21 protein-coding genes and 1 tRNA gene are annotated in these 19384 nt (G+C 68.8%); 12 read left to right on the top strand and 10 right to left on the bottom strand.

Translation table 11 applies throughout. The features are described 5' to 3' along the window. Positions 1 to 7: 7 nt before the first annotated feature. The 3 genes from PFX98_RS08240 to PFX98_RS08230 all read right to left on the bottom strand — a co-directional run bounded on the left by PFX98_RS08240 (position 8) and on the right by PFX98_RS08230 (position 3051). Positions 8 to 1366 (bottom strand): hypothetical protein, encoded by a 1359-nt coding sequence (locus PFX98_RS08240; protein WP_285234710.1) that lies wholly within the window; start codon positions 1364 to 1366, stop codon positions 8 to 10. Positions 1367 to 1469: 103 nt separating this feature from the next. Next, a complete protein-coding gene (locus PFX98_RS08235; RefSeq protein ID WP_285234709.1) occupies positions 1470 to 2354 on the bottom strand; it encodes a DMT family transporter in 885 nt (294 codons plus the stop codon). Positions 2355 to 2421: 67 nt separating this feature from the next. Next, positions 2422 to 3051 carry a LysE family transporter gene (locus PFX98_RS08230; protein WP_285234708.1) on the bottom strand — a complete coding sequence of 210 codons (630 nt, stop codon included), beginning with the start codon at positions 3049 to 3051 and terminating at the stop codon, positions 2422 to 2424. 167 nt (positions 3052 to 3218) lie between these two features. On the opposite strand from PFX98_RS08230, the gene PFX98_RS08225 reads away from it, so the two are divergent. From PFX98_RS08225 to radA, 3 genes are read left to right on the top strand one after another with little or no spacing between them, the layout of a single operon-like run. After that, entirely contained in the window at positions 3219 to 4691 is a 1473-nt protein-coding gene (locus PFX98_RS08225; RefSeq protein WP_285234707.1) for a sodium:solute symporter, read from the top strand. 7 nt (positions 4692 to 4698) lie between these two features. After that, entirely contained in the window at positions 4699 to 5208 is a 510-nt protein-coding gene (locus PFX98_RS08220) for a DUF2505 domain-containing protein (RefSeq protein WP_285234706.1), read from the top strand. A gap of 31 nt (positions 5209 to 5239) precedes the next feature. Continuing rightward, the gene (gene radA, locus PFX98_RS08215) at positions 5240 to 6601 is read left to right on the top strand and encodes a DNA repair protein RadA (protein ID WP_285234705.1); all 1362 of its coding nucleotides are present in this window, start codon (positions 5240 to 5242) and stop codon (positions 6599 to 6601) included. Here the strand turns inward: radA and PFX98_RS08210 are convergent. Both PFX98_RS08210 and PFX98_RS08205 read right to left on the bottom strand, forming a co-directional pair. Beyond that, entirely contained in the window at positions 6588 to 8465 is a 1878-nt protein-coding gene (locus PFX98_RS08210; RefSeq protein ID WP_285234704.1) for a sensor domain-containing diguanylate cyclase, read from the bottom strand. The two genes, radA and PFX98_RS08210, sit on opposite strands and share 14 nt — an antisense overlap. Positions 8466 to 8473: 8 nt before the next feature. Then, positions 8474 to 9271 carry a substrate-binding periplasmic protein gene (locus PFX98_RS08205; protein WP_425334677.1) on the bottom strand — a complete coding sequence of 266 codons (798 nt, stop codon included), beginning with the start codon at positions 9269 to 9271 and terminating at the stop codon, positions 8474 to 8476. A 98-nt stretch (positions 9272 to 9369) separates the two neighbouring features. Between PFX98_RS08205 and PFX98_RS08200 the strand changes: the two genes are divergently transcribed. Further along, positions 9370 to 9786 (top strand): hypothetical protein, encoded by a 417-nt coding sequence (locus PFX98_RS08200; protein WP_285234703.1) that lies wholly within the window; start codon positions 9370 to 9372, stop codon positions 9784 to 9786. Here PFX98_RS08200 and PFX98_RS08195 read toward each other — a convergent pair. Both PFX98_RS08195 and PFX98_RS08190 read right to left on the bottom strand, forming a co-directional pair. After that, positions 9755 to 10348: a PEP-CTERM sorting domain-containing protein gene (locus PFX98_RS08195; RefSeq protein ID WP_285234702.1), complete on the bottom strand. Its 594-nt coding sequence runs from the start codon at positions 10346 to 10348 to the stop codon at positions 9755 to 9757. The genes PFX98_RS08200 and PFX98_RS08195 overlap by 32 nt on opposite strands. A 22-nt stretch (positions 10349 to 10370) precedes the next feature. After that, positions 10371 to 10901, bottom strand: a complete 531-nt coding sequence (locus PFX98_RS08190) for a PEP-CTERM sorting domain-containing protein (protein WP_285234701.1) — start codon at positions 10899 to 10901, stop codon at positions 10371 to 10373. A 257-nt stretch (positions 10902 to 11158) separates the two neighbouring features. Here PFX98_RS08190 and PFX98_RS08185 point away from each other — a divergent pair, with 257 nt between their 5' ends. Genes PFX98_RS08185 through PFX98_RS08165 form a run of 5 tightly spaced genes read left to right on the top strand, consistent with a single transcriptional unit; the run spans position 11159 to position 14369 of the window. Further along, positions 11159 to 12082, top strand: coding sequence for a branched-chain amino acid transaminase (locus PFX98_RS08185; protein ID WP_285234700.1), 924 nt, complete (start codon positions 11159 to 11161; stop codon positions 12080 to 12082). Between the two features lie 18 nt (positions 12083 to 12100). Then, the gene (locus PFX98_RS08180) at positions 12101 to 12313 is read left to right on the top strand and encodes a zinc-finger domain-containing protein (RefSeq protein WP_285234699.1); all 213 of its coding nucleotides are present in this window, start codon (positions 12101 to 12103) and stop codon (positions 12311 to 12313) included. Positions 12314 to 12321: 8 nt separating this feature from the next. Next, positions 12322 to 12771, top strand: coding sequence for a YybH family protein (locus PFX98_RS08175; RefSeq protein ID WP_285234698.1), 450 nt, complete (start codon positions 12322 to 12324; stop codon positions 12769 to 12771). A 10-nt stretch (positions 12772 to 12781) separates the two neighbouring features. Continuing rightward, positions 12782 to 13828, top strand: a complete 1047-nt coding sequence (locus PFX98_RS08170) for a YheT family hydrolase (protein ID WP_285234697.1) — start codon at positions 12782 to 12784, stop codon at positions 13826 to 13828. A gap of 13 nt (positions 13829 to 13841) precedes the next feature. Beyond that, positions 13842 to 14369 carry a DUF2946 family protein gene (locus tag PFX98_RS08165; protein ID WP_285234696.1) on the top strand — a complete coding sequence of 176 codons (528 nt, stop codon included), beginning with the start codon at positions 13842 to 13844 and terminating at the stop codon, positions 14367 to 14369. A gap of 55 nt (positions 14370 to 14424) precedes the next feature. On the opposite strand, the gene PFX98_RS08160 is transcribed toward PFX98_RS08165, so the two are convergent. After that, positions 14425 to 14961: a c-type cytochrome gene (locus PFX98_RS08160; RefSeq protein ID WP_285234695.1), complete on the bottom strand. Its 537-nt coding sequence runs from the start codon at positions 14959 to 14961 to the stop codon at positions 14425 to 14427. A gap of 158 nt (positions 14962 to 15119) precedes the next feature. Here PFX98_RS08160 and PFX98_RS08155 point away from each other — a divergent pair. After that, a tRNA-Arg gene (locus PFX98_RS08155) sits at positions 15120 to 15194 on the top strand. A 25-nt stretch (positions 15195 to 15219) separates the two neighbouring features. Here PFX98_RS08155 and torT read toward each other — a convergent pair. Continuing rightward, positions 15220 to 16290, bottom strand: coding sequence for a TMAO reductase system periplasmic protein TorT (gene torT / locus PFX98_RS08150; protein WP_285234694.1), 1071 nt, complete (start codon positions 16288 to 16290; stop codon positions 15220 to 15222). A 67-nt stretch (positions 16291 to 16357) separates the two neighbouring features. Beyond that, positions 16358 to 17041 (bottom strand): TetR/AcrR family transcriptional regulator, encoded by a 684-nt coding sequence (locus tag PFX98_RS08145; RefSeq protein WP_285234693.1) that lies wholly within the window; start codon positions 17039 to 17041, stop codon positions 16358 to 16360. A gap of 161 nt (positions 17042 to 17202) precedes the next feature. Here PFX98_RS08145 and PFX98_RS08140 point away from each other — a divergent pair, with 161 nt between their 5' ends. Both PFX98_RS08140 and PFX98_RS08135 read left to right on the top strand, forming a co-directional pair. Next, a complete protein-coding gene (locus PFX98_RS08140; protein WP_285234692.1) occupies positions 17203 to 18885 on the top strand; it encodes a methyl-accepting chemotaxis protein in 1683 nt (560 codons plus the stop codon). Positions 18886 to 18895: 10 nt separating this feature from the next. Then, the gene (locus PFX98_RS08135; RefSeq protein ID WP_285234691.1) at positions 18896 to 19384 is read left to right on the top strand and encodes a chemotaxis protein CheW; all 489 of its coding nucleotides are present in this window, start codon (positions 18896 to 18898) and stop codon (positions 19382 to 19384) included.

Raw genomic sequence — 19384 nt, 5'->3', positions numbered from 1 at the left:
CTGGGCGCTAGCCCAGGCATTGCCCGCTGCGCCCCGCGTGGGCGGGCAATGCCTCGCCGGGCAGCTCCAGCGCGTAGTGCAGCGACAGCAGCTGCCAGCCCTGCGGGCCCAGCTGCCATTGGCTGCTGTTGACGCCGACGAACTCGGCCTCGGCGCGCGCGGGGTCGCGGCGCGATTCCACCACGCTGTAGACCTCGGCCTGGCCGGCGTAGCGGCGCAGCTCGCGATGGATTTCACATTCATGCAGGGCGCGCGGCGCGGGCTCGCGCAGGGCGGCCAGGAAGGCCTCGGCCGACCAGCTGCGCAGATCCAGCCGGCTGGCGCCGGCATTCAGCTGCTGGCCCCAGATGCGCGCCTGCGGATGCAGCAGCGCCGCCATGCGCGCCACGTCGGCGGGCTGCCCCGCCTGATGGCCCAGGGCCTGCCAGAGCGCGCTCACCCGCGCCGCCAGGCTGGCCCGGCTGTAGGCCTGCGCCTGCGGGCCCAGGGCCTGCAGCAGCGCCGGCCAGCTGACGCGGTACATATGCGCCAGCCCAGGGGCCGAACCGGGCGCCGCACGGGTGGAGGCGAACAGCAGCCAGCGGCCGTCCGCGCTCACCGAGGGCGTGAACTCGAAGCCCGGGCCGTTGATGGGCGCGGGCAGGCGCAACGCCGGGCCGAACTGCTCGCCCACCCGCTCGGCCAGGTAGAGGTCGCCGCCGCCCTCGGCGCCGGCGCGGCTGCTCCACCACAGCGCATGGCGGCCGTCCGGGCTGAGCGTGAAGTCGCTGTTGGCCTCGCCCTCGTTGATGGGGGCGGGCAGGGCCTGCGGCGGCTCGGTCTCCTGGTCGGCCTGGTAGATCGACAACTTGCCCGGCCCGCCGGCGCGGTAGGAGGCGAAGTAGAGGCGTTCGCCATAGCGCTCGGGGCCGAGCTCATAGCCGGGGCTTTGCAGCGGCTCGGGCAGGCGGCGCGGCGCCGTCCAGCGCCCCGCGGCGGCGTCCAGCAGGCGGGCCTCGAACAGATCGAGCTGGCCGCTGGCCTGTTCGCCCGCGCCGGGGCGATCGGAGATGAAGCTCAGGGTCTTGCCGTCGCCCGCCAGATGGGGGTCGGAATCGCGCCAGCGCGGATCGGCAAACGGCAGAGGCTCGGGCGCCTGCCAGGCGCCATCCGCGCCGCGGCGTTGCCAGAAGATCTGCGAGCGCTTGAAGCCGGCCGCCGAGCGCGCGAACACGCGCAGCGCCCCGCTCTCCTGCAGGTTGTAGGCCTGCACATCGGGGCCGTTGTCGCCCAGGTCGATGCGCTCGACGAGCAGCGGATCGGCCGCCATGGCCGGCGCCATCGGCAGGGCAAGTATCAAGAAACCAAACAGGAGACGCGCAAGCATGGGCATAGGTTCCCAAAGCCAATGAAGGCTGCCATGCTAGGCAGGCCGCGCGCCGCGCGGTAGCGTCATGCGACGAAAGCGGGCAGACGCGTCCCGAAAGCCGCTAGGCAGGCCGCGTCGCCACATAGATGCTGCCCAGGCACAGCGCCATGCCAGCCATCGACAGCGTGCTGGGCACCCAGCCCTCCAGCGCGGCGGAGATCACCAGGGCGATCACCGGAATCACCACCCCGGTGAGGGCGGCCCGCGCCGGCCCCTGGCGCTGCGCCAGCTTGAAATACAGCACAAAGGCCGTCACCGAGCCCGCCACCGCCAAGTACGCCAGGCTGAGCAAGTAGGCGGGCTGCCAGGCGAAGTGCAGGCCCTGCCCGCTGGCCAGCGAGGCCAGCAGCAGGAACAGCGCGCCATAGCCCATGCTCCAGGCCAGCACCGGCACCAGGGCGAGGCCGCGGCGCGTGAGGGTGAGCGTCAGCACATTGCCGGTGCAGGCTGTCAGCACGGCCAGCAAGCCCAAACCCAGCCCCAGGGCCGCCGTCGGGCGCGCGCCGGTGGCGGCAATCTCGGGCCAGAAGATCAGCACCACGCCGGCCACGCCGCCGCTGGCACAGACCAGGAAGCGCCGCGTCACCGTTTGTCCGAAAAAGTAGCGGCCGCTGAGGGCATTGATGAACACGCTCAGACAGAACAGCACCGCCACCAGGCCGGTGGGGATATGGCGCTCGGCCTCGTAGACCGACACGTAATTGCCGCCGTACTGCACGATGCCGGTGGCCAGCAGCAGCAGATGGGCCGAGCGCGGCATGCTGAGCAGGGCCTCACCACGCACACGCGCCAGGCCCGCCAGCATCAGGGCCGCCAGGGCAAAGCGCCAGGCCACCGAGTTGAGCACCGGCACGCCACTGTCCAGCTGATACAGGATCACATGCCAGGTACTGGCCCAGATCAGGGTGGGGATCCAGAACAGCCAGCGATCAGAAACTTGGGACATGGAGATTCACAGAAAAACAAAAAGGCCACCCGACCGAAGCCGGGCGGCCTGCATCAAAAAGAGTGGCTCAGGCCGCGCGCTTGAACGTGGCGAGCAGCGCGCCGGCGGCGATGAAGAGCGAACCGAAGGTACGGTTCAGCGCCTTCAGATGCCGCTCCGAGCGCAGCGCCGACAGCACGCGGGCGGCCAGCACGGTGTAGCCGGCCATCACCACCAGGTCGGTGAAGCACAGGGTGGCGCCGATCACCAGGTACTGGTGGGCCAGGCTGGCATGCAGGTCCAGGAACTGCGGCACCACGGCCAGCAGGAACACCGTGCCCTTGGGGTTCACCGCATTGATGGCCCAGCCGCGCAGCACCAGCTGGCGGCGCGTCACCATGCCGGAAGCGTCGCTCTCGGCCACCATCGGCTTGGCCGGCGCGCGCCATTGCTGCACGCCCAGATAGACCAGATAGGCCACGCCCAGCCATTTGACGATGGCAAAGCCCAGGCTGGAGGCCGCGATCAGGGCGCCCAGGCCGGCGCCCACGAAGATGATCTGGGTGGTGATGCCCAGCACCAGGCCGAAGGTGGTGAAGTAGCCGCGCTTGAAACCATGGTTGAGCCCGGAGCTCATGGCAGCGATGGCGCCGGCGCCGGGGGACAGGCTGATCGCCCACGATGCGGCGAAAAACGCCAGCCAGACGGAAAACTCCATGATGCGCAACTCCTGCTCGAACAACGAAAACGCGAAGGCAGGTTTTAGCACGTCGGCCCCGGGTTTGCCCGTAGTCAGGCATTCGCTGCGGGCGCGCAGCGCCCGGTTATGGGCTCCGGCGCGTCAGGAATGGGCGCAAGCGCGCCCCGTTCTCATAATCGGCCCCCATGCGCCCCGCCCTGCTGCTGGCCTTCATCCTCGGCTATTTCGCCCTGCTGCTGGCGGTGGCCTGGTGGCGCTCGCGCGCCGCTGACAACCAGAGCTTCTTCATCGGCAACCGCAACAGCCACTGGATGCTGGTGGCCTTCGGCATGATCGGCACCTCGCTCTCGGGCGTGACCTTCATCAGCGTGCCGGGTGCCGTGGGCAGCACCGCCTTCAGCTATTTCCAGATCGCGCTGGGCCAGTTCGCCGGCTATCTGGTGATCGCCTATGTGCTGCTGCCGCTGTATTACCGGCTCGAGCTCACCTCGATCTACCGCTATCTGGGCCAGCGCTTCGGCGTCAGCGCGCATCGCACCGGGGCCGGCATCTTCATCGTCTCGCGCACCCTGGGCGCCACCGCACGCCTGTACCTGGTGGTGCGCGTGCTGCAGGACAGCGTGCTGGCGGCGCTCGGCCTGCCCTTCTGGTTCAGCGCCCTGGTGATCCTGCTGATGATCCTGCTCTACACCTACGAGGGCGGGGTGCGCACCATCGTCTGGACCGACACCCTGCAGACCATCGGCATGCTGGCGGGGCTGGTGATCTGCACGGGCTTTCTGCTGCAGGCGCTGGACCTGAGCGCCTGGCAGGCCTGGCAGAGCCTGCGCGCCGAGGGCCTGGCCCGGGTCTTCCACACCGAGCCCGAGAGCCGCTTCTTTGCGGCCAAGCAGCTGCTGGCCGGCGCCGCCATCGCCATCGCGATGACCGGCATGGACCAGGAAATGATGCAGAAGAACATCTCGGTGCGCCGGCTGGCGGACGCGCAGAAGAACGTCGTCGTGCTGGCCCTCATCATGCTGGGCGTGGTGGCGCTGTTCCTGTTCCTGGGCGGCCTGCTGCAGCTGTATGCGACCCAGGCCGGCATGACGGCGCGCGGCGACGCGCTCTTCGCCGCCGTGGTGCTGGGGCATCTGCCGGCCTGGGTACAGCTGGTGTTCGTGCTGGCGCTGATCTCGGCCCTGTTCCCGAGCGCCGATGGCGCCATCACCGCGCTGACCTCCAGCACCTGCATCGACCTGCTGGGCCTGCAGCAGCGCGACGACTGGGACGAGGCCCGGCGCCGCCAGGTGCGGCACCGCGTGCATCTGGGCTTTGCCGCGCTGTTCCTGGCCCTGGTGCTGGCGTTTCGCGCCATCGACAGCGCCAGCATGATCGGCCTGATCCTCAAGCTGGCCGGCTACACCTACGGGCCGCTGCTGGGCCTGTTCGCCTTCGGCATGCTGACGCGGCGCAGCCTGCACGGGCCGGCCGTGCCGCTCGTCTGCCTGGCCGCACCGGCGCTGTGCTGGCTGATCGACAGCCAGCAGCGCCGCTGGTTCGGTAGCTATGAAATCGGGCTGGAACTGCTGCTGCTGAACGCGGCGCTGTGCTTTGCCGGGCTGTGGCTGTGCAGCGGCACGGCGCAGCGGCAGCGCGTGCGTGCGCCGGCCGCTTGAGAACGCCATGCAGCTGAGCCTGACGCAGGACTTCCCGGCCGGCATGGACAGGCTGTGGGCGGTGTTCGGGCGGCCCGACTATGTGCAGCAGAAATACGCGGCGCTGGGCGCGGGTGCTCTGCGCCTGCTGCATTTCGAGTGCTCCGCCACGCTCATCGCGCTGGAGCTGGAGCGCGCGCTGCCGCTGGACCCGGCACGCATGCCCGCCTGGGCACGCCGCCTGGTCGGCAGCACCCTGAACTTGCGGCAGCGCAGCCGCTGGCGTCGGCTCGGGCCGGCGCAGGTGGAGGCCGAGCTGGAAATCGCACCCCTGGGCCTGCCCGTGCATGCGCAGGGCCATGGCCAGATCAGCGAAATCGCCGGCGGCAGCTGCCGCATGCAGCTGAGCTGGCAGCTGCGTTCCGCCCTGCCCCTGCTGGGTGGGCGCGTGGAGCATCTGCTGGCCGAGCAGTTGAAGCGCGCGCTGGCGCAGGACCATGCCTTCACCCTGAGCTATCTGCGCCAGCATCCGGGCTGAGTCCGGCGCTGGCGGGGCCACAATCGCGCCCATGGCGAAAGAGAAATCGATTTACACCTGCAGCGAATGCGGCGGCACCAATGCGAAGTGGCTGGGCAAGTGCCCGCATTGCGGTGAGTGGAACACCCTGGTCGAGTCGGTGGCCGAGCCCAGCGGCGGCGCGAAAAACCGCTACCAGTCGCTGGCCAAGAGCCAGCCGGTGGCGACGCTGAGCGAGATCGAGGCGAGCGACTTCGAGCGCACCCCCACCGGCCAGGACGAGTTGGACCGCGTGCTGGGCGGCGGCATCGTGGCCGGCGGCGTGGTGCTGATCGGCGGCGATCCGGGCATCGGCAAGTCCACCCTGCTGCTGCAGGCGGTGGATGCCTTGTCGCAGCAGCTGAAGGTCTTGTATGTCACCGGCGAGGAGTCGGGCGCACAGGTGGCGATGCGCGCGCGCCGCCTCGGCCTGGCCGGCACCCAGGTGCGCGTGCTGGCCGAGATCAGCCTGGAGAAGATCCTCGCCACCATCGAGGTCGAGCAGCCCGGCTTTGTGGTGATCGACTCGATCCAGACCATGTATTCCGAGCAGCTCAGCTCGGCGCCGGGCTCGGTGGCCCAGGTGCGCGAATGCGCGGCCCAGCTGACGCGCACCGCCAAGGCCGGCGGCTGCGCCATGGTGCTGGTGGGCCATGTGACCAAGGAGGGTGCGCTGGCCGGCCCGCGCGTGCTGGAGCACATCGTCGACACCGTGCTGTATTTCGAGGGCGACACGCACAGCAGCTTCCGGCTGGTGCGCGCGATCAAGAACCGCTTCGGCGCGGTCAACGAGATCGGCGTGTTCGCGATGACCGACAAGGGGCTCAAGGGCGTGACCAACCCGAGCGCGATCTTTCTCTCCACCCACGGCGAGCCGGTGCCGGGCAGCTGCGTGCTGGTGACGCTGGAGGGCACGCGCCCGCTGCTGGTGGAGCTGCAGGCCCTGGTGGACGGCGGCGGCCCGAGCCCGCGGCGGCTCTCGGTGGGCCTGGAGCGCGACCGCCTGGCGATGCTGCTGGCGGTGCTGCACCGCCATGCCGGGGTGATGACCAACGACCAGGATGTGTTCGTCAACGCGGTGGGCGGGGTGCGCATCAGCGAGCCCGCGGCCGACCTGGCGGTGATGCTGGCGATCCAGAGCAGCCTGCGCGGCAAGCCCTTGCCCAAGGGCTTCATCGCCTTCGGCGAGGTGGGCCTGGCGGGCGAGGTGCGGCCGGCGCCGCGCGGTCAGGAGCGCCTGAAGGAGGCCGCCAAGCTGGGCTTCAGCGTCGCCGTGGTGCCCAAGGCCAATGCGCCCAAGAAGGCCATCGAGGGGCTCACCGTGCATGCGGTGGAGCGCATCGAGGAAGCCATCGCCATCATCAGGGGCCTCTGAGTTCGCCGTTGCCCATCCAGGCGCGGCCGGCGCGCTTGTTGCGGTACATGGCGTCGTCGGCCGCCTTGGTGAGGCTGAGCTCGTCCTGCCCGTCCTCGGGATAGATGGCCAGGCCCAGCGAGCAGGTCAGCTCCAGGTGCACGCCGGCGATCTCCATCGGCATGGCGAGCTGGTTGAAGATCTTGTCGGCCACCACCTGGGCGGAGTCGCGCGTCACCGGGCCGGTGAGCAGCACCACGAATTCGTCGCCGCCGATGCGGCCCACGGTGTCGGTCTCGCGCACCGCGTTCTTCAGGCGCTTGGCCACGGTCTGCAGCAGCTGGTCGCCCACCGCATGGCCGAACTGGTCGTTGATGGGCTTGAAGCGATCCAGGTCCAGCAGGATCAGGCCCAGGGTCTCGTGGTAGCGGCGCGCGTTCGCCAGGCTGTAGTTCATGCGCTCCTGGAAATGCGCACGGTTGGCCAGCTCGGTGAGTGGATCGTGGCTGGCCATGAAGCGCACGCGTTCCTCGGATTCGCGCCGCGCCTGGATGTCGGAGAGCGTGCCCAGCATGCGCAGCGGGCGCTGCTGGGCATCGCGCTCCACCACGGTGCCGCGCACCAGCACCCAGCGCCAGCCGCCCTGGCCATCGGCGATGCGGTACTCCAGCGCCACCGCCGGGACCAGCCCGTCCAGGCAATGCTGGAACTCGGCCTGCACGCGCATGCGGTCGTCGCCATGGATGCTGGCCAGCACCTGGCTCATATTGGGCTCGGCGGAGGCGTCCGGCAGATTCATGATGGACTTCCAGCGCGGCGAGGTGCTGAGCTTCTGGCTGGGTATCTCCCAATCCCAGATGCCATCGCCGGCGCCCTCCAGCGCAAAGGCCCAGCGCTGCTCGCTGCGGCGCAAGGCCGCCGTCATGTCTTGCGCCAGCACATGGGCACGCTCGCGCGAACTGCCCAGGGCCCAGCTCAGCAGGCTCAGCAGCAGCGAGGCCAGCACGCCCGCCGCCAGCACCTGACGCGCGTCCTGCAGCCCCTGGGCGGGCGCAAACGCGCCGTCCGCCTGCAGCAGCAGGGTCCAGGTCTGGCCGCCCAGCACCAGGTATTCCTGACCCTGCATCAGCGCCCCGCCCTCGGACCGGCGCTCGGAGGCGAACAGGCGCTGCGCGGCGCGCGGCTCGGTGCCGCTGAACAGCTCCAGCCGCAGGCCGGGCGCCAGTTCGCCATACAGGCTGGCCATCAGCTCGGGCATGGCGACCGGCGCGACCACCCAGGCGCGCAGCGCGGCACGGCGCTCCTCCACGCTCTGGGGCGCGAGCTTGGGCGCATAGACCGGCAGCAGGGCCAGGAAGCCGACCTGTTTGCCCAGCTTGATGCCTTGCAGGTCAAAGCGATCGCTGAGAGCCATGCGGCCAGAATCGCGCGCCAGCTCCAGCGCCGGCCGTATCAAGGGATCGACCATCAGATCGACGCCCAAGGCCGCCAGATTGCGGCGCACGCCGGGCTCCAGCTGGATCATCGGCGCCCGCCCCGGCGCCGCGCGCCATTCGGCCAGGCCCAGGCCCTGCAGGCCGGCGAAATCGGCGCCCAGCGGCAGCGAGTCGACATAGAGGCGCAGGCCTTGCGGGTCCTGCAGGCCATGGGCATGCAGAAAGCCCTGCACGCCTTGCAGCAGCAACTCGTGCGCGGCCATGCGCTGCTCCACGCGCAGGCTGGCCTCGCGCAGGCTGGCATCGAAGCCGAGCCGCAGCCGCGCCTGCGCCTCGGCATGCTCGCGCTGCCACAGGCCCAGGCTCAGGGCCAGCCCGGCGGCCATCACCAGCAGCGGCAAGGCACGGCCGCTCAACCAGGTCGGGAAGCTTGGCGATCCGGAAGCCATGAGCGGGATCAGAAGCTGACCATGGCGCGTGCCAGGTCGGGCTTGAAGTATTTTTCGAAGATGCGCTGCACCGTGCCGTCGCGCAACATGCTCTCCACCAGGGCCCGCCACTTGCCCTGCTCGCTCTCGCTGAGGCTGGCGCGCGACATGATGAGGCCGTGCGGGATCGGCTTGTCGCCGAACTCGAGGATCTGGCTGAACTCGCGGATGCGCGCCGAATCCAGCGTCGGGTAATCGAAGGGTTCGATGATCATGGCCTGGATCTGGCCACTGCCCAGCGCCGCGAACAGGGCCGAGAGGCCGGAGGACTGGATCACGCGCTGCTGCTCGGCGAGCCGGTCCACCAGGCGGTTGGCACTTTCGCTGTAGCGGAAGGCGCGTATCACGCCCAGCTTGAGGGCCGGGTTGCGCTCGAAGTCCTCGATGCGCTGCAGCTGGGCATCGCGCCGCGCCAGCAGGTAGTACTTGTTGCTGAAGTACCAGGCGAAGGCGGCGAACTTGTCGCGCTCGGGGCTGCCGATGCCGGAGAGGCTGAAGTCCAGACCGCCCGATTCGATCAGCTGCCAGATGCGCGCGCGCGCCATCAGCGAGACATGCAGGCGGCAGCCGCTGCGGCGCGCCAACTCATCCGCGATGTCCTTGTCGATGCCGGTCGAGGTCTCGGCCGAATAGAGCAGGCCGTGGTCGTGCAGGGCCAGCGTCAGGGCGCGCGCGCAGTCGGGGCCGTCGCCCGCGTGAGCCGCCATCGCGCCACACAGCAACAGGCCCGCCCACCCCAGCTTGTTCTTGATGCCGTCCCTGCTCATCTCTGCCACCGTTCCGGGAAGAGCCAGAGAATACGCTAAGCGCGTGACTTGGGCCTGTTGGCAGCGCGGCAATAGGCCCAAACAAGTAGCATCCCGCCATGAACAAATGGATAGGCGGAGCGCTGGCCTTGGCAGCGCTGATCGTGGGCGGCCTGCTCTTTGACTGGAAGGGCGTGATCCTGGCGCTGAGTGCGGTGATGTTCTGGCTGCTGATGCAGTTCACCCGGCTGATGCGGGTGATGCGCATCGCCAACAGCTCACCGGTAGGTCATGTGGACAGCGCGGTGATGCTGAATGCCAGGCTCAGGCCCGGCATGAAGCTGATGGAGCTGATCCCGCTGACGCGCAGCCTGGGCCACAAGGTCCCCGGCCGGCCCGACACCTATGTCTGGACGGATGCCGGCGGGGTGGCCGTTGAAGTGGAGTTCAAGCAGGGGGCCTGCAGCCGGTGGCAGCTGCTGCGCCCCGAGGAGGCCGCAGCGCTCAGCGCGCCGAACGGCGACGCTTCGCGGTAAGGCCAGCGGCGCCCAGGGCGGCCGCCAACAGCAGCAGGCTGCTGGGCTCGGGTACCTGGTTGCCGGAGCCACCACCACCCGAACCGCCATCCGGCGTGGTGGGCTTGCCGGTCGAATACAGCACCGCGCCCGAGGAGCCGGCCAGCAGGTACTTGAAGCTGTTCAGATCGGTACCGGCGTCGAACTTGTAGAAGGCCGTGCCTTCCACGCCATTCGGGCCGGCCTTGCCCTTGTGAATGCCGACCCAGGTGGTACCGAACAGCGGGGTCGAGAAATCCACCGCCGAGCCGCCACCGAGCTCGATCTTCTCGGCGATCTGGCCCGTCCAGTCGCTCAGACCCAGCGATGCCAGCAGGGCCGCCGCGGCCGCACTATTAGCCTCATTGAGCAGATTGCCCTCGACATAGCCGGCGCATGCAAAGCCGTTGCCGCTGGCAAGACCCAGGTCACTGGCTGCGCAATCCAGGCTGCTGGGGCTGACCTGCTGCACCGGCTTGGCCTGGGCCACCAGGGACAGGGCGCAGAGCGCGACTGCGGAGATGGTGAGACGGAAGTTGTTCATTGTTCTTCTTTGCGTTGACGGTTTACTGGCGCGCGCGACGGCGGGCGATAAAGGCCAGGGCGGCCAGGCCGGCTGCCATCAGGGCATAGCTCTGGGGTTCGGGCACGGCCGGCACACCACCACCACCGCTGCCACCGCCGTTCAGGCCGGTGGCATACAGCACCGCGCCCGACGAGCCGGCCAGCAGGAAGTTGAAGTTGTCCAGATTCGTTCCGGCGTCGAAACGGTAGAACGCGGTGCCATTGAAGCCCGCTGCGCCGCCCTTGCCCTTGTGGATCGCCACCCAGGTGGTGCCGTTCAGCACGGTGCTGAAGTTCACCGCCTGGCCGCCGCCCAGTTCGATCTTTTCGGCCCAGGCCGTGCTGCCGGTGTAACCCAGGCTGGCCAGCGCGCTGGAGGCCTGGCTGAGGGCGCCCGTGCTGGTGTTCAGCAGGTTGCCGTTGTTGAAGCCTACGCAGGCAAAGCCGGTGCTGCTGATGCCCGACAGGTCATTGAAACTGCAGTCCGTGCTCGCCTGGGCGGCGAGGGACAGCAGCGAAAGACCGAGGGCCATACCGAGGCGGGCTTGAAGGCGGTTCGACAAAATGTGCTCCCTTGAAACGTTGCAGGTTTGCAAACCGAACCTGCCTGGACGCGATTGTTTATGGGTTCTCCCCTATGGCCGCGTGCATATCCCCCCTGTTCGGGGTGCTTGTGTGCATCGGAATCGGCGCATGTGTGAAGCCCGTCACGACTGATCGCGGGGCTCTCGCCGCGGGGGCGTGCCGCATAGAATTGCCACTCGGCAAATCTGCGTGCAAAGGAAGCCCCATGTCCCTCGACGACCGCGACGGCAAGATCTGGATGGACGGCCAGTTGGTGGACTGGCGCGACGCCAAGATCCATGTGCTGAGCCATACCCTGCACTACGGCTGCGGCGCCTTCGAGGGCGTGCGCGCCTACAAAACCGACAAGGGCACGGCCATCTTCCGCCTGCGCGAGCACACCGAACGCCTCTTCAACAGCGCCAAGATCCTGCGCATGAAGCTCCCGTTCACGATCGAACAGGTGGAGGAGGCCCAGAAGCAGGTGGTGCGCGAGAACGCGCTGGAAAGCTGCTATCTGCGCCCGCTCACCTGGATCGGCTCCGAGAAGCTGGGCGTCAGCCCCAAGGGCAACCAGATCCACCTGATGGTGGCGGCCTGGGCCTGGGGCGCCTATCTGGGCGAGGAAGGCATGAAGCGCGGCATCCGCGTCAAGACCAGCAGCTACACCCGCCACCATGTGAACATCACCATGACCCAGGCCAAGGCGGTGAGCAACTACACCAACTCCATCCTGGCGAATATGGAAGCCACCGAAGACGGCTATGACGAGGCGCTGCTGCTGGACGCCTCGGGCTTCGTCTCCGAGGGGGCGGGCGAGAACCTCTTCGTCATCAAGGGCGGCGTGGTCTACACCCCCGACCTCTCGGCCGGGGCGCTCAACGGCATCACCCGCAACACCATCTTCCACATCTGCCAGGACCTGGGCCTGAAGCTGGTGGAGAAGCGCATCACCCGCGACGAGGTCTATATCAGCGACGAGGCCTTCTTCACCGGCACCGCCGCCGAGGTCACGCCGATCCGCGAACTGGACCGGGTGGAACTGGGCACTGGCTCGCGCGGCCCCATCACCGAGAAGATCCAATCGGCCTTCTTTGACATCGTCAATGGCCGCAACCCCAAATATGCTCACTGGCTGAGCCTGGTCTGAGAAAGCGAAAGTAAAGCAATGAGTGCGCAAGAAAACAAGAGCGTCGTTGAAGTGACGGCCAAGGATGTGCAAGGCGGTGGCGTGGTGGCCTGCCCCAACCCCGCCATGCCGCTGTGGAGCAACCATCCGCGTGTGTTCGTCGACATCACCCACGAGGGTGGCGGCAAATGCCCGTATTGCGGCACGGTCTACAAGCTCAAGGCGGGCGAGCAGCTGCATTCCGCGCACTGACCGCCGTGATGCACCGACCCAAAGCCCAGGCCGCCGCGCTCTTGTCCTCCCCGGAGGACACCGAGCAGCAGTTCTACGAAGCCCTGCAGGGCGCCGATCTGGACCGCCTGATGGAGGTCTGGGCCGATGAGGACGAGGTCTCCTGCGTGCATCCCGGCGGCCCGCGCGTGGTGGGCCTGGGCGCGATCCGCGCGGCCTTCGAAGCGGTGTTCCAGCAGGGCGCCATCGCCGTGCATCCCGAGCGGGTTCGCCGCATGGTGAGCGGCGACACCGCCATCCACCAGGTGCTCGAGCGCGTGCTCGTGCAGGGCGCCGAGGGGCAGCAAAGCGCCTGGGTCATCTCAACCAATGTTTACCTGAAAACCGCCATGGGTTGGCGCATGGTGGTGCACCATGCCAGCCCCGGTACCGCGCATGACATACAAGAGGTGGTTGAAGAGCCGGCTACCCTACACTGACCGCGTCGCCATGCAGTACCAAGCGCCCTCATGGCTGCCCGGCGGCCATGCCCAGACCATCTGGCCGGCGCTGTTTGCGCGCCGCCATCAGGGTCTGCCGCTGCAATTCCGGCGCGAGCGCTGGACCACGCCCGACGCCGACTTCATCGACGTGGATTGGCTGGAGACGCCGGCGTGGATGTCGCACGACATGTTCACCAAGCGCCAGCCCGAGTTCCAGGAAAGCCGGTTTGGCGAAGGCATTGGCGGGCGCGGCAGCATGGCGCCGCTGCTGGTGCTGTTCCACGGCCTCGAAGGCAGCTCGCAAAGCCATTACGCCCAGGCCTTTGCCGCGGTGGCGCGCCAGCGCGGCTGGGCCTTCGCGATCCCGCATTTCCGCGGCTGCTCGGGCGAACTGAACCTGGCACCGCGCGCCTACCACTCGGGCGACTTCGAAGAGATCGGCTGGATGCTGGCGCGCTTCAAGGAACTGCACGACGGGCCGGTGCTGGCCGCCGGCGTCTCGCTGGGCGGCAATGCCCTGCTGCGCTGGGCCGAGGAGCATGGCCAGAGCGCCGCCGCCACCGCGCGCGCGGTCTGCTCGATCTGCTCGCCGGTGGACCTGGCCGCCTCGGGCCGCGCCATCGGCCAGGGCTTCAGCCGCCAGGTCTACACGCGCATGTTTCTGCGCACCATGGTGCCCAAGGCCTTGCGCAAGCTGAAGCAGCACCCCGGCCTGTTCGATGCCGAGCGCCTGCTGCGCGCGCGCGATCTGTACGAGTTCGACAATGTCTTCACCGCGCCCCTGCACGGCTTCCGCAACACCGAAGACTATTGGCAGCGCGCCTCCAGCAAGCCGCACCTGGCGCGCATCCGCATCCCGGCCCTGGTGCTGAACGCACGCAACGACCCCTTCGTGCCGGCCGCCTGCCTGCCGCGCGAGCATGAGACCGGGCCCTATGTGACGCTGTGGCAGCCCGAGCATGGCGGCCACGTGGGCTTTGCCGCCGGCCCGCTGCCCGGCCATGTGATGAGCATGCCGCAACAGGTCTGCGACTGGCTGTCCCAGGCGCTCTGAACGACACTAGACCATGGATCCCATCGTCAAGGCCGCGCTGAAGAAGTGGCCCAACGTCCCGCACTGCTATGGCTGGCTGGCGCTGGACGCGCGCGGCGACTGGTATATGCGCGACGAGCGCATCCAGGCCGCCGGCCCCTTCCCGCAGGTGAAGGGCAGCCGCATCGTGCATGAGAAGCTGCGCGAGTTCATCGAACGCAACTACGAGGCCGACGAGCAGGGCTGCTGGTTCTTCCAGAACGGGCCGCAGCGCGTCTACCTGCAACTCGAGGCCACGCCCTGGGTCTGGCGCCTCGCCGCCACGCCGGCGGGCCCGCAGCTGCGCAGCCACACCGGGCGCCCGGCCCAGTTCCGCAGCGCCTGGCTGGACGAGCTGGGCCGGCTCTACCTGGACAGCGACATCGGCCCGGGCCTGGTGCACAGCCTGGACATGGAGACCGCAGCCGATGCGGTGGAGCAAGGCCTGTGGACACCCCAGGACATCCACGCCGCCGAGCTGCCCGCGCGCTTCGGCTTCCAGCGCCAACCCGAGGCGCAATAAAAAAACCGCCGGGGCTCGACGCCCGGGCGGTTTGTGCTGATCTTGCGATGCCTGATCAGTTCGCGGCGGCCGATGCGGCCGCGGCAGGTGCCTTGGGTTCGTCGAACTTGGCACCACCCTGGTTGGCCATATAGACCACGGCGCGGGCGATCTCGAAATCGCTGTGATCGCCGCCGCCCTGGGCACCCATATTGCCCTTGCCCTTGAGGGCCGAGTTCAGCAGGGCTTCGAAGCCGTTCTTCACGCGCGGGCCCCAGGCGGCCGCATCGGCCAGCTTGGGTGCACCGGCGGCGCCGGTGGCGTGGCAGGCCGAGCACTGGGCCTGGAACACCTGCTCGCCGGTTTTCATCGCGCCGGGGTTGGAGGCGTCCTTGATTTCGATCGCGCCCACCGGCTGGATGCGCGCGGCCACCGCCTGCTCTTCCAGGCCGACGCTGCCGGCGGCCGGCTTGACATCGGTGGTGACGTAGTTGGCCAGCATCACGATCACGATGATGGGCACCACAAAGGCAAAGAACACGGCCCAGATCAGCTGCTTGGGCGTCTTGATCGGTCCTTCGTGCGGGGCGTCGTGGTCGTGAGATCCGCTCATGAAATCCTCGTTGGCGTCGGCTTGATGGAAAGCGCTGGGAATGCGCTGCCTGCAAAACGCAGGCGGCAAAACCGCGGGATTATATCGTCGGCCGCGCGGCGCCCGGCCCGGCTTGTGCGGCCAAGGCGCGGAAGCCGGCTAGAATGCGCCCCTGCACCGCGACCGTGGTGAAGTGGATATCATTGGGCCCTCCGAAGGCTTAGTCGCAAGTTCGATTCTTGCCGGTCGCACCAGCACCCTCGCCTGCTATCCGCCCGCTCAGGGCGACACTGCCCCCGCCCTAGGAGGCAACCTCTTGAGGGGGATGCGCAGGCCCACCGGCGCCACGGCCTCCTCTGACTGGAAGCTGGCCAGATTGGCCTGCGTGACGAGCCGGGCCGGAACGCTCACCAGCCTCGGGAACGCACGCTCCTCCAGCGCCCGTACCGCCAGATCGACCGCGATGCGTGCCTCCGTCACCGGTGCATTGGCCATCATGGCGGCGATCTCGCCCGTCTTCATCGCATTGATCACGCCGTCCGAGGCATAGGTCGAGACGATGTAGCGCGGCGCCCGGGGCCGCCCCTTGTAGAAGCGTGCCGAGAACTCGGCGGCGACCGCATTGGCCAGGATCACCTCCACCGGCTGCGCCTCCTGCAAGGCCCTGACCAGCGAACTCTGCACCCGCATCGAGGTGGCGCCCCAGCCGCCCTCGACCAGGGCGTGCCGGGCCGGGCGCTGCGCCGCAAAGGCCTTGCGAATGGCGGCGTCGAAGCCCTTGGACCAGCGCGCATTGCCAGGCCCCGGGAACCAGCCCACGCGCCAGGCCTGCCCAGCGCCATCAGCGTTCGCGAGGGCCATCACATAACGCGCTACCGCCGCGCCGGTGTCGGCGTAGTCCTGATGCGAATGTGCGGCCACCGACTCGCCGTCCAGGCCGTTGACCAGGTCGATCACCTTGATACGCTGCGCGGCCAGCAGCTCCAGCTCGTCCTTGAAGGCGGCCGGGTCGATGGCCGCGAGCAGCACCGCGTCGGCGCCATCGGCCACGCATTCGGCGACCAGGCGGCGTTGCTCCGCGAGGTTGCCGTAGCCGCCCGCCTGGGCGATGCCCACGTCGACGCCCAGCGCGCCGGCCTGCTTGTCCAGGCCGTAGGCCACCGCCCAGAAGAAGCGATCCAGTGCGTGGGGCAGCACGGCGCACAGGCGCCAGCGCTGGCGCGCCTTCTCGAGGAACACATAGTCACCACGCTTGCCATCGGCGATGGCCGGGATCGACTCGGCGCCATGCGCCAGCATGATCGCCAGGGTCAGCGGAACCATCAGCAGCCGCGGTGCCCAGTGCCTCATCGCCACCTCCCCTGTCCGAGCCCTGGGCTCCCTGGTGATGAACCGGATGCTAGCGCTAGCGCGCACCTCAGCGCGAGGCCGCGGCCGGGCCGTGCAGCAGGCAGCGCTCCACGGCCTGCTGCACCTGCTCCACATAGGCCTCACGCAGCTGGGCGGGCTCGCTCCAGGGGTAGCGCCTGAACACCATGGTGCCGTGCAGATAGCCCAGCAGCATGGCGATGCGCAGATCCTGGGCCAGCTTCACATGGGTGAGCGGCGCGCCGATCTCGCGCGCCAGCGCCTCGGTGACGAGCGTCTGGTAGGCCAGGTAGTCGGCGTACTTGGGCGGCGGGCCGAGCCTGGACTTGGCCTCGCGCGCCGGGCCGATCTCGCTGAAGCCGTACACCAGGCAGTACTGGTCGGGGTGCGACTCCCAGTAGTCCAGAAAGGCCTTGATGGCGGCGCGGTGCCGGGCCCGGCCACCGCGCGCGCGCGTCACCACCTTCTGCGTGTACTCGTAGCTGCCCTGCTGCGCAAAGGCCGAGACGCCGCTCAGCAGCTCGGCCTTGTCGGCAAAGTAGCGATACATCGCCATGGGCGACACGCCGACCCGAGCCGACACCGAGCGGATCGACACCGCCTCCAGCCCGCCATCGGCAAACAGCGCCAGCGCCGCGTCCACCAGCTCCTTGCGCAGCTGCTCCGCGTCTTCCAGATTGCCGCGCCTGACCCGGGCGCGGCTGGGTGCGGGCTTGCTTTTGATTGTCGTCATGCCGGCAGTCTATCGTTAGCGCGTAAACATTGCCGTATGTTTACGTGTAAAAGTTCCTGTACGTTTACAGCACATCAGCCGACACTGATCCACATCAACCACCCGGGCGCAGGTCGAGCGCCCATCCGGCGCGGCGAGCCCGCGCGATTGAGAGGACTGTGATGAAGCTGATGAACTCCCTCACCGTGCGCGGCAAGCTGAGCCTTGCCTTCGGCGTCGTGCTGGCCCTGATGCTGCTGCTGGGCGGCCTGTCGGTGGTCCAGTTGTCCAAGGTCTACGGGCAGGCCGAATCGATCCTGAGCCTGCGCCTGGCCGGGGTGCGCGACAGCCTGAAGATGGCCGAGGCGGCGAACCGCTACCGCACCCGCGAGTACCGCGCCCTGGTCAGCACGGATGCCGAGCGCGACGAGATGCTGGCGCGCCTGGAGCAGGTCAAGACGAGTTTCGAGGCGGCCCGCAAGTCCTACGCCGAGGCCATCGCCGACGCGCAGGAGCGCAAGCTCTACGACGAGGCGATCGCCGGCTGGCAGTCCTACCTCGAGCGTTCGGCCAAGCTGGCACCGATGCTGCAGGCCGGCCAACATGAGGAGGCGCGCGAATACATCGCCGGCAAGGATGGCCTGCGCCACTTCGAGGACACCCTGGCGCGCGTGCAGAAGCTGGCCGACTACAACGACGAGCAAGCCCGGCACGACGCCGAGCAGGCCCGGCAGATGTTCCAGGCCGGCCGCAATGGCGTGATCGCCGCCGTGCTGCTGGCCGTCGCCGTGGCCGTGGCCTTCGCCTGGTTCATCAGCCGCCTGATCGCCGTGCCCCTGGCCGCCGCCGTGCAGCTCGCCGAGGCCGTGGCCGGCGGTGACCTGACCCACAGCCCGCACGCCACCGGCCGCGACGAGGTGGCCCAGCTGACCCGTGCCCTCGGCCATATGGTGGCACGGCTGCGCGAGGTGGTCGGCCAGGTGCGCGTCGGGGTCGAATCCGTCAGCACCGCCTCGACCCAGATCGCCAGCGGCAATGTGGACCTGAGCCAGCGCACCGAGGAGCAGGCTTCCAATCTGCAGCAGACCGCGGCCTCGATGGAGCAGCTGACCTCCACCGTCAACCAGAACGCCGACAACGCCCGCGCCGCCTCGCAGCTGGCGGCCGGCGCCACCGATGTGGCCGCCAAAGGCGGGCATGTGGTGTCGCAGGTGGTCAGCACCATGCAGGGCATCACCGACAGCTCGCGCCAGATCGCCGACATCATCGGCGTGATCGACGGCATCGCCTTCCAGACCAATATCCTGGCGCTCAACGCCGCCGTCGAGGCCGCCCGTGCCGGCGAGCAGGGCCGCGGCTTCGCGGTGGTGGCCGGCGAGGTGCGCACCCTGGCCCAGCGCTCGGCCCAGGCGGCCAAGGAGATCAAGACCCTGATCCAGCAGAGCGTGGAGAAGGTCGACAGCGGCGCCACCCTGGTGGCCGAAGCCGGCCGCACCATGGACGACATCGTCAGCCAGGTGCGCCGGGTGAACGATCTGGTGGGTGAAATCTCCGAGGCCAGCGTCGAGCAATCCAAGGGCCTGGCCCAGATCAGCGACGCGGTCCAGCAGTTGGACCAGGTGACGCAGCAGAACGCCGCGCTGGTGGAGGAATCGGCCGCCGCCGCCGACAGCATGCAGCAGCAGGCCGCACGCCTGGCCGACACCGTCGCCGTGTTCGACGTGGGCCATGCCGCGCCCGCCCCGCACAAGCCCGCCGTGCCCGCCACGCCCGCGCGTGCCGCTGCCAAGCCGGCGGCGGCGCGCCCGGCGCCGCGCCAGCAGCCGGTGCCGGCGACGGCCGGCGCCGATTGGGCCAGTTTCTGAGGGCCGCCGCATGCAAGCCATCGCCAGCCACACCGCCCAGAAGCGCGAGTACCTGAGCTTCAAGCTCGGCCCCGAGGAATACGGCATCGACATCCTCAAGGTGCAGGAGATCCGCTCCTACGAGGCGCCCACCCGCATCGCCAATGCGCCGGCCTTCCTCAAGGGCGTGATCGATCTGCGCGGCGTCATCGTGCCCATCGTCGACCTGCGCCTCAAGTTCGGCCTCGCGCAGGCCGAGTACTCGGCCCTCACCGTGGTCGTGGTGCTGAACATCGGTCAGCGCGTCGTCGGTGCCGTGGTCGACTCGGTGTCGGACGTACTTGACCTGGGCGGCGAGGCCATTCGGCCGCCCCCTCAGCTCAGCGCCGGACTGGTCGACACCGGCTTCATCACCGGCATCGGTACGGTCAACGAGCGCATGCTGATCCTGCTCGACATCGAAGCGCTGATGGGCCGCGCCGACATGGGCTTGTTCGACGAGCTCCGGCAGGCCGCCTGA

Origin of the sequence: Paucibacter sediminis (assembly GCF_030254645.1) — a bacterium.
Classification (GTDB): Bacteria; Pseudomonadota; Gammaproteobacteria; order Burkholderiales; family Burkholderiaceae_C; genus Paucibacter_B; species Paucibacter_B sediminis.
The sequence above is the reverse complement of the archived record's forward strand: the minus strand, read 5'-3'. Positions and strand labels throughout refer to the sequence as shown.